The 13,864-nt window shown below is 33.6% G+C and carries 12 protein-coding genes; all 12 read left to right on the top strand.

Annotation, left to right across the window (positions count from 1 at the left end):
* Positions 1-308 precede the first annotated feature (308 nt).
* Genes mraZ through ftsA form a run of 12 tightly spaced genes read left to right on the top strand, consistent with a single transcriptional unit; the run spans position 309 to position 13,860 of the window.
* Positions 309-770, top strand: coding sequence for a division/cell wall cluster transcriptional repressor MraZ (gene mraZ / locus P3875_RS02640; RefSeq protein ID WP_303444700.1), 462 nt, complete (start codon positions 309-311; stop codon positions 768-770).
* Positions 760-1,665, top strand: a complete 906-nt coding sequence (gene rsmH / locus P3875_RS02635; RefSeq protein WP_303444699.1) for a 16S rRNA (cytosine(1402)-N(4))-methyltransferase RsmH — start codon at positions 760-762, stop codon at positions 1,663-1,665. The genes mraZ and rsmH overlap by 11 nt, the downstream gene beginning before the upstream one ends.
* A 1-nt stretch (position 1,666) precedes the next feature.
* Positions 1,667-2,005, top strand: a complete 339-nt coding sequence (locus P3875_RS02630; protein WP_303444698.1) for an FtsL-like putative cell division protein — start codon at positions 1,667-1,669, stop codon at positions 2,003-2,005.
* The gene (locus tag P3875_RS02625) at positions 1,996-3,987 is read left to right on the top strand and encodes a penicillin-binding protein (RefSeq protein WP_303444697.1); all 1,992 of its coding nucleotides are present in this window, start codon (positions 1,996-1,998) and stop codon (positions 3,985-3,987) included. The genes P3875_RS02630 and P3875_RS02625 overlap by 10 nt, the downstream gene beginning before the upstream one ends.
* Positions 3,984-5,447, top strand: coding sequence for a UDP-N-acetylmuramoyl-L-alanyl-D-glutamate--2,6-diaminopimelate ligase (locus tag P3875_RS02620; protein ID WP_303444696.1), 1,464 nt, complete (start codon positions 3,984-3,986; stop codon positions 5,445-5,447). Before P3875_RS02625 ends, P3875_RS02620 begins: the two co-directional genes overlap by 4 nt.
* 1 nt (position 5,448) lies before the next feature.
* Complete coding sequence (gene mraY, locus P3875_RS02615) at positions 5,449-6,657, top strand: phospho-N-acetylmuramoyl-pentapeptide-transferase (protein ID WP_303444695.1); 1,209 nt, start codon at positions 5,449-5,451, stop codon at positions 6,655-6,657.
* A 1-nt stretch (position 6,658) separates the two neighbouring features.
* Positions 6,659-7,990: a UDP-N-acetylmuramoyl-L-alanine--D-glutamate ligase gene (murD, locus tag P3875_RS02610; protein ID WP_303444694.1), complete on the top strand. Its 1,332-nt coding sequence runs from the start codon at positions 6,659-6,661 to the stop codon at positions 7,988-7,990.
* Positions 7,991-7,993: 3 nt separating this feature from the next.
* Positions 7,994-9,259: an FtsW/RodA/SpoVE family cell cycle protein gene (locus P3875_RS02605; RefSeq protein WP_303444693.1), complete on the top strand. Its 1,266-nt coding sequence runs from the start codon at positions 7,994-7,996 to the stop codon at positions 9,257-9,259.
* Between the two features lie 2 nt (positions 9,260-9,261).
* Positions 9,262-10,356 carry an undecaprenyldiphospho-muramoylpentapeptide beta-N-acetylglucosaminyltransferase gene (gene murG / locus P3875_RS02600; RefSeq protein ID WP_303444692.1) on the top strand — a complete coding sequence of 365 codons (1,095 nt, stop codon included), beginning with the start codon at positions 9,262-9,264 and terminating at the stop codon, positions 10,354-10,356.
* On the top strand, positions 10,356-11,711 hold the full coding sequence (murC, locus tag P3875_RS02595; protein WP_303444691.1) for a UDP-N-acetylmuramate--L-alanine ligase: 1,356 nt from the start codon (positions 10,356-10,358) through the stop codon (positions 11,709-11,711). Before murG ends, murC begins: the two co-directional genes overlap by 1 nt.
* A 4-nt stretch (positions 11,712-11,715) precedes the next feature.
* Entirely contained in the window at positions 11,716-12,441 is a 726-nt protein-coding gene (locus tag P3875_RS02590) for a cell division protein FtsQ/DivIB (RefSeq protein ID WP_303444690.1), read from the top strand.
* Positions 12,442-12,447: 6 nt separating this feature from the next.
* Positions 12,448-13,860 carry a cell division protein FtsA gene (gene ftsA / locus P3875_RS02585; RefSeq protein ID WP_303444689.1) on the top strand — a complete coding sequence of 471 codons (1,413 nt, stop codon included), beginning with the start codon at positions 12,448-12,450 and terminating at the stop codon, positions 13,858-13,860.
* The last annotated feature ends 4 nt before the right edge of the window (positions 13,861-13,864 follow it).

Below are 13,864 nucleotides of genomic sequence, written 5' to 3'. Positions count from 1 at the left end.
GTACAAATATACAATTTTAATAAAAATTTGGTGTAAAGTTAATATAGTTTAATTAACAACTAACTTTTAAAACCATTTTATTAAATAAATTTCATTTTTAATCACCTTTTTACGGTTTCTTTTATAATATACACATTTAATTTAATTAGATACATTAAATTCTTTAAAAAAATAATTTCCTGCTAAAAATCAAACAGTTATCAACAAAACAAGTAAACACAAAAACTTTTCAACAAAGTGGTAAAAAGTGGTAAAAAGTGGTAAAATTTTAATTACTTTTGTTTTGTGAAAAATCAAATGCAAAATTAATGCAACCAATAGTAGGTACATATGAATGTAAAATTGACACCAAAGGAAGGGTGTTGGTACCTGCTGCGTTAAAAAAACAACTAACAACTGTTGAAGAAGGTTTTGTTTTAAAACGATCGATTTACGAAAAATGCATTGAATTATGGCCTATGACTGAATGGAATGGAATGATGCAAAAGTTAAATGAATTAAACCGTTTTAATCGTAAAGCAGACACCTTTATTCGAAAATTCATGGCGGGTGTAAAAATAGTTGAAATTGACGACGCTGGACGCCTACAGATTAATAAAGATTTAATTGAATTTGCACATATTTCTAAAGAAGTTGTTTTTTCATCGAAAATAAACCTAATTGAAATTTGGGATAAAGATTTATACGAACAAATTATTAATAATGAAGATACTGATTTTGGTGATTTAGCCGAAGAAGTAATGGGATCAACAACAAATTATGGAGCATAACGAATACCACAACCCCGTACTTTTAACAGAAACAGTAGACGGTTTAAACATTAAACCCGATGGTGTTTATGTAGACGTAACTTTTGGTGGCGGCGGTCATTCAAAAGAAATTATGCGCCGTTTAGGACCTAATGGAAAATTATTTGCTTTTGACCAAGATACCGATGCGCTTGCAAACGCCCTTAATGATGAGCGTTTTGTATTGATTAACGAAAACTTTAGATTCCTTAAACGCTTTTTACGCGTGTACGGAATTAAACAAGTTGATGGTATTTTGGGTGATTTTGGTGTATCATCGCATCAGTTCGACGTGGCTGAAAGAGGATTCTCAACACGATTTGTTGCCGATTTAGACATGCGTATGAATCAAAACAACAGCCTTTCGGCTTACGAAGTAATAAATAATTATGACGAAGCCGCTTTAAGTAAAATGTTTTTTGAATACGGCGAATTAAACAACGCTCGTGGTTTGGCTGCAGCAATTGTTGCCGCACGTAAAACCGAAGATTTAAAAAATTCTGAACAATTAAAAAAAGTACTAGCACGCTTTTTACCCGCACATAAAAGCAACAAAATACTTGCCCAAATTTATCAAGCCATTCGTATAGAAGTTAATCAAGAAATGGATGTGCTTAAAGAATTTTTAGAACAAGCACTAGAGCTGTTAAAACCGGGGGGGCGTTTAAGCGTAATTTCTTATCACTCATTAGAAGACCGGCTAGTAAAACGCTTTATAAAAAACGGCATGTTTGTAGGCGAACCAGAACGCGATTTTTTTGGAAAATTTAATGTACCATTAAAAGCAATTGGTAAGTTAATAGTACCTACCGAAGAAGAAATAAAACAAAACAACAGAGCACGAAGTGCCAAATTAAGAATAGCAGAAAAAAATTAAAATGGATATTAACAATATTATAAAAGCAAAATTTTTGGTTGAAGGACAATCGTTAAAAAATTGGCTTTTTATAATATGTATTGTTTTCTGGACACTTGTAGTAATTGCAAACAATCATTTATACGAACAAAAAATGATTAAAGCAAAAGAACTAACCGAACAAGTAAAAGAATTACGTTCTGAATTTGTTGATAAACGATCTGAATTGATGCAATTACGTATGGAATCGAACATTTCGGTACAAATGCAACAAAGTCAAATACTACCTTCAACCGTTCCACCTAAAAAAATAAAAGTGGTTGTTGAAAAACAAAAAAAATGGTTTGAAATATGGGAATAGCTAAAAACGAAAATAACAGAATATATTATGTTTTCTTCGGTATGCTTACCATAGGTATTGCCATATTTATTAAACTAAGCATTATACAGTTTAAAGAAGGAGAACAATGGAGAAGTAAAGCCGATAGTTTAACTATTAAAGATGAAATTATTCCTGCAAACCGCGGAAACATCTATTCGGCCGATGGTAGCTTATTAGCAACATCTATTCCAAAATACACCATCTATTTTGATCCAATGGCACCTTCAACAGAAAATTTTGAAAAATACATTGAACCTTTTTCAGATTCATTAGCTCATTTGCTTCAAAAAAAATCGGCAAGTGCCTATAAATCTTATTTCAGAAAAGCACGTTCAAACAAAAAAAGATACATACACATCGCTACCAAATTAAGTTACTCACAGTACATGAAACTTAAATCGTTTCCACTGTTTAATTTAGGAAAGTATAAAGGCGGTATGATTGTAAACCAAGTACACGTACGTGAATATCCTATGGGAATGATTGCTAACAGAACCATTGGTTATGAGCGTATAAATGACGATCGCACGATAACTCGAAAAGGAATTGAGGCTGCTTTTACCGATTATTTAACTGGAAAAGAAGGCAGAAGAAAAGTGCAAAAAATGTCGAAAAATCTTTGGAAACCAATTCGCGACGAAAACGAAATAGAACCAAAAGATGGTTACGATATTACCACAACTATTGATGTGTACATACAAGATATTGCACACCATGCGCTGTTAAGTTCTTTACAATATTACGAAGCCGATCATGGAACCGTAGTGGTTATGGAAACTAATACGGGGCAAATAAAAGCCATATCAAACCTTGGGAAAATTGGTGATGGTTCTTACAGAGAAACCGTTAATTATGCCGTTTTAGAACGTCACGACCCTGGATCAACATTCAAACTGGCATCTTATTTAGCATTATTAGATGATGAAAAAGCCGATACAGCAACAGTGTACGATACACATAATGGTATTGTAATGTTTTCGGGCAGAAAAGTACGCGATTCTAATCACCGTGGATATGGAAAAATTTCGTTAGGCAAAGCTTTTGAAGTTTCATCGAACACCGTTGTTACACAAGCAGTTTACAAAGCTTATAACAAAAACCCAAAAGCTTTTACAGACAAAATGAAAACTTTTGGTTTTAATGCAACTTTAGGCATTGATCTTAAAGGCGAACCAAAATCATACATTCCTGTACCAGGTGATAAAAACTGGAGTAAAATTGCGTTACCATGGATGGCTTACGGATACGGTATTTTAGTTACCCCTTTACAAACACTTACGCTTTATAATGCTATTGCAAATAACGGCGAAATGGTAAAACCACAATTTGTAAAAGAAATTCGAGATGTTAACAAAGTAATTAAAACCTTTGACAAAGAAGTTTTAAACCCGCAAATTGTAAAACCTAAAGTTGTAAACGAAATGCAAGCGGTTATGAAAAACGTTGTAATAAGAGGTACTGGAAAAGGCTTGTATTCACCCGATTTTTCAATGGCTGGTAAAACAGGTACAGCACAAATGAATTATGGCAAAAGTGGTGGTATCTATTACGCATCATCGTTTGTTGGATATTTTCCAGCAGAAAACCCAAAATATTCATGCATCGTAGTAATTCATCGTCCAACAAAACATAGTTATTATGGTGGTGACGTTGCAGGACCAGTTTTTAAACGTATTGCACAGAAAATTTTCTCTGACGTACCATCGTTAAAGGAAATAAAAAATATAGAAACACCCTTAAAAAAAGCTTCTAGTAGTTACAAAAAATACTATGCAAATGTAAAACAAAGCGGTAATAGCATGCCAAACGTATTGGGCTTACCTGCAATGGACGCAGTTGCAATTTTAGAAAATTTAGGATTGCGTGTACAAACAATAGGCTTTGGTAAAGTGGTAAAACAATCTGTAACAACAGGCGAAAGAATAGCAAAAAAACAAACCATAATATTAGAATTAAGTTGAAACAATTAAAAGACATATTATACAAAGTATCTATTGATGCTGTAAAGGGACCTACAAATGTAGATGTTGCCGCTATTGTTTTTGATTCTAGAAAAATTACACCAAATTGTGTTTTTGTGGCGCAAAAAGGCACCGTTACTAATGGTCATGATTACATTGATTTAGCAATTGCAAACGGTGCGTCTGTTATTGTTTACGAAGATGAACCACAAAATATTGCATCAAATATAACCTACGTACAAGTAAGCAACGCCAACAAGGCCTTAGCGCAAATTGCAGCTAATTTTTACAACAATCCGTCAGAAAAATTAGCACTTGTAGGTATTACAGGCACAAATGGCAAAACCACCATTGCAACTTTATTACACCAGTTATTTACAAAAGCGGGTTATAAAGTAGGTTTGCTATCAACCGTAAAAATATTAGTTGGTACAAATGAGTATCCAGCAACACATACCACTCCAGATTCAGTTGCTATAAACAGCTATTTAAACCAAATGGTTCAAGCGGGTTGTACCCATTGTTTTATGGAAGTTAGTTCGCACGGCATTGCACAAGAACGCACGTATGCATTAGCTTTTAAAGGAGGAATCTTTACAAATTTATCGCACGATCATTTAGATTATCATAAAACATTTGCAGAGTATCGTAATGTAAAAAAATCATTTTTCGATTCACTCGCTAAAACATCTTTTGCCATCAGTAATGCCGATGATAAAAATGGTGCTTATATGTTGCAAAATTGCTCTGCAAAAAAAATCACATACAGTATTCAAAACGTGGCAGATGTACACGCTAAAATTATTGAAAGCCAATTCAATGGAATGCTGTTAAATATTAACAACCAAGAAATATGGGTGCAGCTAATTGGCAAGTTTAACGCATTAAATTTATTAGCAATATATGCAACTGCAACCCAATTAGGCTTAACCAGCGAAGAGGTTCTGGTGCTTTTAAGCACCTTAAAAAGTGTATCGGGTCGGTTCCAGTTCATTGTTTCTAAAACAAAAATTACAGCTATTGTAGATTATGCACACACTCCTGATGCTTTAGAAAATGTACTGAAAACAATTTCTGAAATTAGAACTTTTAACGAACAATTAATTACTGTGGTGGGTTGCGGTGGCAATCGTGATAAAGAAAAAAGACCCGTAATGGGAAGAATTGCAACTGAAATGAGCGATTCTGTAATTTTTACATCAGACAACCCAAGAAACGAAGATCCTTACCAAATTTTAAAGGAAATTGAAGCAGGTGTTGAACCGCAAAACACCAATCGATACCTTACCATTGAAGACCGTCATCAGGCTATAAAAACGGCTTGTAAAATGGCAACAAATGGCGATATTATTTTAATTGCTGGTAAAGGACACGAAGATTATCAAGAAATTAAAGGGGTAAAACACCACTTTAACGATTTAGAAGAAGTTAGCAAGTTTTTAAACGAATTCAACAAATAATATGTTGTACTACTTATTAAAATATTTAGATGGCATGTTCGATTTTCCAGGATCGGCATTGTATCAATTCATTACCTTTCGTTCAGGTATGGCATTTATATTGTCGTTAATGGTATCAACCATATTCGGTAAAAAAATCATTAGCTATTTGCGCAAGCAACAAATTGGCGAAACTGTACGTGAATTAGGTTTAGAAGGGCAAAACGAAAAAGCTGGTACACCAACCATGGGAGGTGTTATCATTATTATGGCAACTTTAATACCAGTGTTGCTACTTGCAAGATTAGAAAACATCTATGTTTTGGTGTTAATCTTAACCACCATTTGGATGGGAGTTATTGGCTTTTTAGACGATTACATTAAAGTTTTTAAGAAAGATAAAGAAGGTTTAAAAGGTAAATTTAAAGTAGTTGGCCAAATTGGGTTAGGAATTATTGTTGGATCAATTTTCTACTTTCACCCTAATATTACAGTACGTGATACACCAAGTATTTTATTAGAAACAGGTGTTACTAGTAAGTTTGATATTAAATCAACCACAACCACCATTCCATTTTTTAAAGACAACGAATTTAATTACGGTCAACTTATTTCGTGGATGGGCGATGGTTACGAAAACTACATTTGGCTAATTTTTATACCAATTGTAATATTTATTGTAACAGCCGTATCAAATGGTGCCAATTTAACCGACGGTATTGACGGTTTAGCTGCTGGTACATCGGCAATTGCAGTTGTGGCTTTAGGTATTTTTGCGTTTGTATCAGGTAACTTTATATTAGCAAACTACCTTAACATTATGTATATACCAAACTCGGGCGAAATGACTGTTTTTATAGCCGCCTTTGTAGGTGCATTGGTTGGTTTTTTATGGTACAATGCTTTTCCTGCGCAAGTTTTTATGGGCGATACCGGAAGTTTAACAATTGGCGGTATTATAGCTGTACTTGCAATTGCAGTGCGTAAAGAAATGTTAATACCGGTTTTGTGCGGAATATTTTTAGCCGAAAATTTATCAGTAGTAATGCAAGTAACATATTTTAAATATACCAAACGTAAGTATGGCGAAGGTCGTCGCATTTTATTAATGTCGCCCCTACATCATCATTACCAGAAAAAGGGATATCACGAAAGTAAAATCGTAACTCGTTTTTGGATTGTAGGTATATTTTTGGCCATTTTTTGTGTAGTATCATTAAAATTAAGATAAAATGCAGTTGGTAATTTTAGGTGCAGGCGAAAGCGGGGTTGGCACTGCTATTTTAGGAAAACAAAAAGGATACAACGTTTTTGTGTCTGATTTTGGACCGATTGCAGACAAATACCAAAACATTTTGAATGTAGAAAACATTCAATGGGAACAAAAACAACATACCGAAGCGAAAATATTAATAGCCGATGTTGTTGTTAAAAGTCCAGGAATACCTGATAAAGCACCAATTGTAAAAAAATTACATGAAAAAGGTATAAAAGTAATTTCTGAAATTGAATTTGTATATGAATTTGCACAAAATACATCAATAGCAATTACAGGTAGTAACGGAAAAACCACCACCACCTTATTAACCTATCATTTGTTAAAGCAAGAAGGGGTAAATGTAGGCTTGGCAGGTAATATTGGCGAAAGCTATGCAAAACAAGTGGCTTTAAATCCTGAAAAATTGTTTGTATTAGAATTAAGTAGTTTTCAGTTAGATGGCAACATTAATTACAACCCGCACATTGCAATTATCACAAACATAAGCCCTGATCATTTAGATAGATACGATTATAAATACGAGAATTACATCGCTTCTAAATTTCGCATCACCATGAATCAAACAGAAAAAGACTATTTGATTTATGATGCCGACGACGAAGCTATTAACAATTGGTTACAAAACAACACAACAAAAGCACAAAAAGTACCTTTTTCTTTAACTAAAAAATTAGATCAAGGTGCTTATTTAGAAAACAATAACATTATAGCAATGGTAAACAACGAAAAAATAATTATTCCAACTAACGAAATTGCAATAGAAGGTAAACACAACGTAAAAAATGCTATGGCTGCTACTTTAGTTGCGCAAATGATGCGCGTACGCAAACAAACAATACGCGAAAGTTTATCAAATTTTCAAAATGCAGAACATCGTTTAGAAAAAGTTGCTAAAGTTAATAAAGTGCAGTACATAAACGATTCTAAAGCAACTAATGTAAATGCTACATATTTTGCTTTAGAAAGCATGAGCGCACCAACAGTTTGGATTGTTGGTGGAGTTGACAAAGGAAATGATTACGATGAATTAATGACTTTTGTGAACGAAAAAGTGAAAGCAATTATTTGTTTAGGTATTGATAACACTAAAATCATTGATGCTTTTGCACCAATTGTTGAAATAGTATATGAAGCTACTTCTATGAAAGAAGCCGTACAATTAGCATCAAAAGTTGCCGAAGAAGGTGATACTGTTTTATTATCGCCAGCTTGTGCAAGTTTTGATTTATTTACAAGCTACGAAGACCGTGGCACACAATTTAAAAACGAAGTACACAATTTATAAAAAATGAGAAAGTTATTATCCCAATTTCAAGGCGATAAAGCAATATGGGCATTTGTAATTTTACTTGCCCTACTCTCATTTATGCCTGTTTTTAGCGCCAGTACCAACTTGGTACATGTTGTTGGCACAGGTTCAATTACTGGTTTATTATTCAAACATTTTGGTCATATTTTTGTAGGTATCCTAATTATTTTTTTGGTACACCGCATACCATTTGATCGTTTAAAATTCATAGCCCCAATTGCCTGGGCACCTGTTTCCATAATATTATTTATTACAGCAGCACAAGGCATGATGATTGGCGGAGCTAACGCAAGCCGTTGGTTAAAAATTCCATTAATTAATATATCATTTCAACCTTCATCTTTAGGGTGGATTAGTTTAATTGCATATGTTTCATGGTTTTTATGGCGATTTGCTGATGAAAAATATACATTTCAAAAATCGTTATGGTTTTTAGGCATCCCAACTTTTTTTGTAGTAGGCCCCATTTTACCTTCAAATCTATCAACAGCTGCAATTATTTTATTTACAATCATTTTGGTATTATTTGTTGGTAAATATCCAACTAAATATTTTACAAAAATCATTGCTGCAGGTGCAGTTATTATAGCATTGGCTATATTAACTTTTAAAGCTTTTCCAGATATAGCTCCTACTCGTTTTAATACTTGGGAAGCTCGTTTTAATAGATTTGGTTCTGAAGATAAAGACGAAGACAGATATCAAATTGAAAATGCAAAAATTGCAATTGCACAAGGTCAAATGTTTGGTGTAGGGCCAGGTAAAAGTGTACAAAAAAACTTTTTACCCCAGTCATCTTCAGACTTTATTTATGCCATTATAGTAGAAGAATTTGGTTTTATGGGCGGTATAGGTATTTTAGCAATTTACGTAATTTTATTATTTAGATTTTTAGTAGTTAGCAACAAAGCACCTAATTTATTTGGTAAATATTTAGCCTTTGGTTTAGGTTTTTCTATAGTATTCCAAGCATTTATAAACATGGGTGTTGCGGTTGAAATTTTTCCAACAACAGGACAGCCACTACCACTTATAAGTTCCGGGGGAACTTCAATATGGATGACATGTGTATCGCTTGGAGTAATTTTAAGTATTTCTAGAAAAGAAGAACAAGTAAAACAACAATTGGCAGACCAACAACGCAAACAAGAAGAATTTAAACGCATTTTAGAAGAGCAACAAGCAGAAAACGATATTGATAATAACACAAATGCAAATCCGATTTTTGCAGTTTTAAACAAATAAAAATGAAAGCAAATCCAAAATTTATAATTAGCGGCGGCGGTACAGGCGGACATATTTATCCGGCAATTGCCATTGCAAACGAAATTAAGGCACAAATACCTGCTGCCGAAATTTTATTTGTTGGCGCAAAAGATAAAATGGAAATGCAAAAAGTACCGGCAGCCGGCTACCCTATTAAAGGATTATGGATTGCTGGTATACAAAGAAAAATAACAATTGATAACGCTTTATTTCCAGTAAAGTTTTTGTCAAGTTTAATAAAATCGCGCAAAATAATTAAAGAATTTAAACCCGATGTAGTTATTGGCACGGGTGGTTTTGCAAGTGGTGCTGTTGTTAAAGTGGCACAGCAAATGAACATTCCAACAGTAATACAGGAGCAAAATTCGTATCCGGGAATAACCAATAAAATGTTGGCATCAAAAGCAAATGCAATTTGTGTAGCTTATGATGGATTATCTACCTATTTTAAATCGAACAAAATAATTAAAACAGGTAATCCTGTACGTCAAGATTTATTAACAATTGATTCAAAACGCAGCGAAGCTCAAGAATTTTACAGATTAAATTCCAACAAAAAAACAGTTGTGATTTTAGGCGGAAGTTTAGGCGCTCGTAGAATAAATCAATTGGTAGAAAAAGAATTGCCTTTTTTTAAAGAACAAAACATTCAGGTAATTTGGCAATGCGGTAAATTTTATAGTAATGAATACAAAAAATACCACAACAACGCAGACGTTTTTGTATTCGATTTTATAGAAAGAATGGATCTGTTATTCGCCGCAGCCGACGTTATTGTTTCGCGCGCCGGAGCATCGTCAGTTTCTGAACTAGCTATTGTAGGTAAACCAGTAATATTTATTCCTTCGCCAAATGTTGCCGAAGATCATCAAACAAAAAATGCAAAAAGTATTACCGATAAAAAAGCAGCTATTTTATTAAAAGAAACCGATTTAGACAGTCAGTTTCAAGAACAAATATTGCACTTAATAACAAACAATGAGGTTGCCGAAGCATTGTCTAAAAACATTAAAACATTAGCATTACCAAATGCTACGAAAGATATAGTAAACGAAATTTTTAAGTTGGTTAAATAATGAATTTAAAGCAAATAAATAATGTGTTTTTTATAGGCATTGGCGGTATTGGCATGAGTGCCATTGCCCGATATTTTAAACGTATTGGTAAAAATGTTGCTGGATACGACAAAACACCTACGCAGTTAACACATGAATTGGAAGCAGAAGGTATAGCTATTCATTACACCGACAATTTGCAAAATATTTCACCTGACTTTAAAAATTCCGAAGACACTTTGGTGGTTTATACTCCGGCTGTTCCAAAACATCATGCCGAACTTAATTATTTTCAGAATAATGGTTTTGCAGTTAAAAAACGTGCCGAAGTTTTAGGTATCATCACACAAAATAGCTTTTCATTGGCGGTTGCAGGCACACACGGAAAAACAACTACATCGAGCATGTTGGCGCATATTTTGGTTGCTGCAAACGCTCCGGTTACGGCATTTTTAGGCGGAGTTGTTGAAGGATACGATACTAATTTAATTGGTAACGGAACAGATGCTACGGTTGTAGAAGCCGATGAGTTTGATCGATCTTTTTTACACCTGCATCCAAATATTGCCTGTGTAATATCAGACGATGCTGATCATTTGGATATTTACGGAACTAATGACGCTATTAAATCATCATTTGCAGAATTTGCAGCTAAGATAACAGATAAAAACCATTTATTTATTGCACAAGGAATTGAAAACATAAACGGTACCGAAGTTTCAGTAAACGGTACAGCAGTTATAAATGCGCACAATTTAAGATTTGAAAACGGTAAACGCGTTTTTGATTTAGTTTTTAAAGGCGAAAAAATTACAGATATTAAACTATTAATGCCAGGCGAACATAATGTGTTAAATGCAACTTTAGCATTTGCTATGGCTAAAACGTATGGCTTAAGCAACGAAGAAATAAAATCGGGATTAGACAGTTTTAAAGGAATCCGCAGACGCTTTTCTTTTAAAATAAACACCGAAAATTTAGTGATGATTGATGATTATGCACATCACCCAACCGAAATAAAAGCAGTAAGCCAAGCCGTACACGAAATGTATCCCAACAAAAAGATTACAGCCGTGTTTCAACCCCATTTATTCTCTAGAACAAGAGATTTTATGGATGGCTTTGCAGAAAGTTTATCAACATTTAACAATTTAATATTGCTTGAAATCTACCCAGCACGCGAGTTTCCAATAGAAAACATTAATTCAACAATGTTAATAAATAAGATAAAATCGCCATTTAAAATTTTGTTACAAAAAGAAGAATTAGTAACTTATTTAACTAAAAATACACCCGAAGTTCTTTTAATTATCGGTGCTGGCGATGTAGGTGAAATGGTAGATGAAATAAAAAATAAATTAGAAAAAAATAATTGAAAAAATGATTAAAAAAATCAATTGGTTCGATGTATTTTTGGCGTTTGTAATTGCCGCAATGTTTGTATTGGTAGCCTTTGCTAACAACCGCAACAATGCACGCTACATTGAACAAATTGATGTTAAATTGTTAAGCACTAACAATCACTTTATTACGCAAGAAATGGTTAAAAATTTAATTATAAAAACCTTTCCACGCGATTCAAAAATAATAAACAGTGAAGTTAACTTACACAAAATAGAAAACATGCTAAACAACAACCAAATGATTGCAAAATCTGAAGTTTTTGTAGATGTTAGTGGCAAATTAACCGCTTTAGTAACCCAAAAAAAAGCATTAGCTAGGGTTATTAACAGCAACAAATCGTATTATTTTGACGAAAATGGCAATAAAATGCCCTTGTCGCAACAATTTAGCGCACATGTACCTGTTGTTTACGGAACATTGAAGCAAAAAAACAAAGAAGCTTTTTCTAAAATGTTAAACCTAATAAACAACGATACCTTTTTAAAAACAACAATTACAGGTATTAAAATAAACAACGACCAGTCGTTATTATTTACCGTTCGCGATTACGATTACGAAATTGAATTTGGACATTTAAAAGAAATAGAAAAAAAATTTGACAATTATAAAGCTTTTGTACATTATTCTAAAAACGATACATTGATTGGGCATTATAAAAAAATTAATTTAAGATTTACAGAGCAGGTAGTTTGCACGAAATAAAAGGATATGAACAAAGAGAACATTGCTGTAGGATTAGATATTGGAACAACAAAAATTGTTGCAATGGTAGGAAAAAGAAACGAGTACGGAAAACTTGAAATTCTTGGTATTGGTAACGCAAAAAGTTTAGGTGTAAAACGCGGTGTGGTTAACAATATTACACAAACTATTCAATCAATTCAACATGCGGTGGCGCAAGCATCTGCAGAATCGGGCTATAAAATAAACGATGTAGTTTTAGGTATTGCAGGTCAACACATTCGCAGCATACATCACCAAGAATACATTACACGCGATAAACCTGAAACGGTAATTTCTGAATTAGATATAGACAAGCTTATTGCACAAGTACAAAAATTAAACATGCTACCAGGCGAAGAAATAATTCATGTATTACCGCAAGAATTTAAAGTTGATGAAGAAGGCGGTATTAAAGAACCAATTGGTATGTACGGGCGCCGTTTAGAGGCAAGCTTTCATGTGGTAGTAGGTCAATCGGCTTCTATTCGCAATGCAGGGCGTTGTGTTAAAGACTCGGGCTTAGAACTTTCAGGTTTAACCTTAGAACCTTTAGCATCATCAGACGCAGTTCTTAGTCAAGAAGAAAAAGAAGCTGGTGTAGCTTTAATTGATATTGGTGGTGGTACAACCGATTTAGCCATTTTTAAAGATGGAATCATTCGCCACACCGCTGTAATTCCTTTTGGTGGAAACATTATAACCGAAGATATTAAAGAAGGTTGTTCAATTATAGAAAAACAAGCAGAACAATTAAAAATACGTTTTGGATCTGCTTGGCCAGGTGAAAACAAAGACAACGAAATTGTTTCAATACCGGGTTTACGCGGACAAGAGGCCAAAGAAATTTCATTAAAAAACCTTTCAAAAATTATACACGCACGTGTAGTTGAGATTATAGATATGGTTTTTTCTGAAATTAAAGCATACGGTTACGACAATCCACGTAAAAAATTAATTGCAGGTATTGTTCTAACAGGTGGTGGATCTGAACTAAAACACATTAAACAATTAGTAGAATACATCACGGGTATCGATACACGTATTGGATATCCAAACGAACATATTTCAGGCGAATCGGCAAAATTAGTATCGCGCCCATTATTTGCAACAGCAGTTGGTTTAATGATGGAAAGCGATATCAATAATTCGCGAAGCCGTTTGTATGTACAAGAACATCCAGGAGTAAAAATTCAACCTAAAACTCAACCAATAACCGAGATGGATGATGCTTCTGACACTAACATACAAATGAATAGTATTACCGAAAAACCACAAGCTTCTGAATCAGATTCAACAGAAGAAGTAGATGTGGAACAAGGAACTTCGGCTTACATTGAAAACCGTTTCCTTGGAAAATTTATAAAGAAGTTTAAAGATTTTATTGATAAAGCAGAATAAAAAG

The organism is Myroides sp. JBRI-B21084 (assembly GCF_030545015.1).
Lineage (GTDB): Bacteria > Bacteroidota > Bacteroidia > Flavobacteriales > Flavobacteriaceae > Flavobacterium.
The sequence above is the reverse complement of the archived record's forward strand: the minus strand, read 5'-3'. Positions and strand labels throughout refer to the sequence as shown.

Bases quoted from the DNA above. Each gene is read 5' to 3' on its own strand.
- P3875_RS02625 (WP_303444697.1), top strand. From the start codon at position 1,996: ATGGGAATAGCTAAAAACGAAAATAACAGAATATATTATGTTTTCTTC.
- murD (WP_303444694.1), top strand. From the start codon at position 6,659: ATGCAGTTGGTAATTTTAGGTGCAGGCGAAAGCGGGGTTGGCACTGCT.
- murC (WP_303444691.1), top strand. From the start codon at position 10,356: ATGAATTTAAAGCAAATAAATAATGTGTTTTTTATAGGCATTGGCGGT.
- mraZ (WP_303444700.1), top strand. From the start codon at position 309: ATGCAACCAATAGTAGGTACATATGAATGTAAAATTGACACCAAAGGA.
- P3875_RS02605 (WP_303444693.1), top strand. From the start codon at position 7,994: ATGAGAAAGTTATTATCCCAATTTCAAGGCGATAAAGCAATATGGGCA.
- ftsA (WP_303444689.1), top strand. From the start codon at position 12,448: ATGAACAAAGAGAACATTGCTGTAGGATTAGATATTGGAACAACAAAA.
- mraY (WP_303444695.1), top strand. From the start codon at position 5,449: ATGTTGTACTACTTATTAAAATATTTAGATGGCATGTTCGATTTTCCA.
- murG (WP_303444692.1), top strand. From the start codon at position 9,262: ATGAAAGCAAATCCAAAATTTATAATTAGCGGCGGCGGTACAGGCGGA.
- P3875_RS02630 (WP_303444698.1), top strand. From the start codon at position 1,667: ATGGATATTAACAATATTATAAAAGCAAAATTTTTGGTTGAAGGACAA.
- P3875_RS02590 (WP_303444690.1), top strand. From the start codon at position 11,716: ATGATTAAAAAAATCAATTGGTTCGATGTATTTTTGGCGTTTGTAATT.
- rsmH (WP_303444699.1), top strand. From the start codon at position 760: ATGGAGCATAACGAATACCACAACCCCGTACTTTTAACAGAAACAGTA.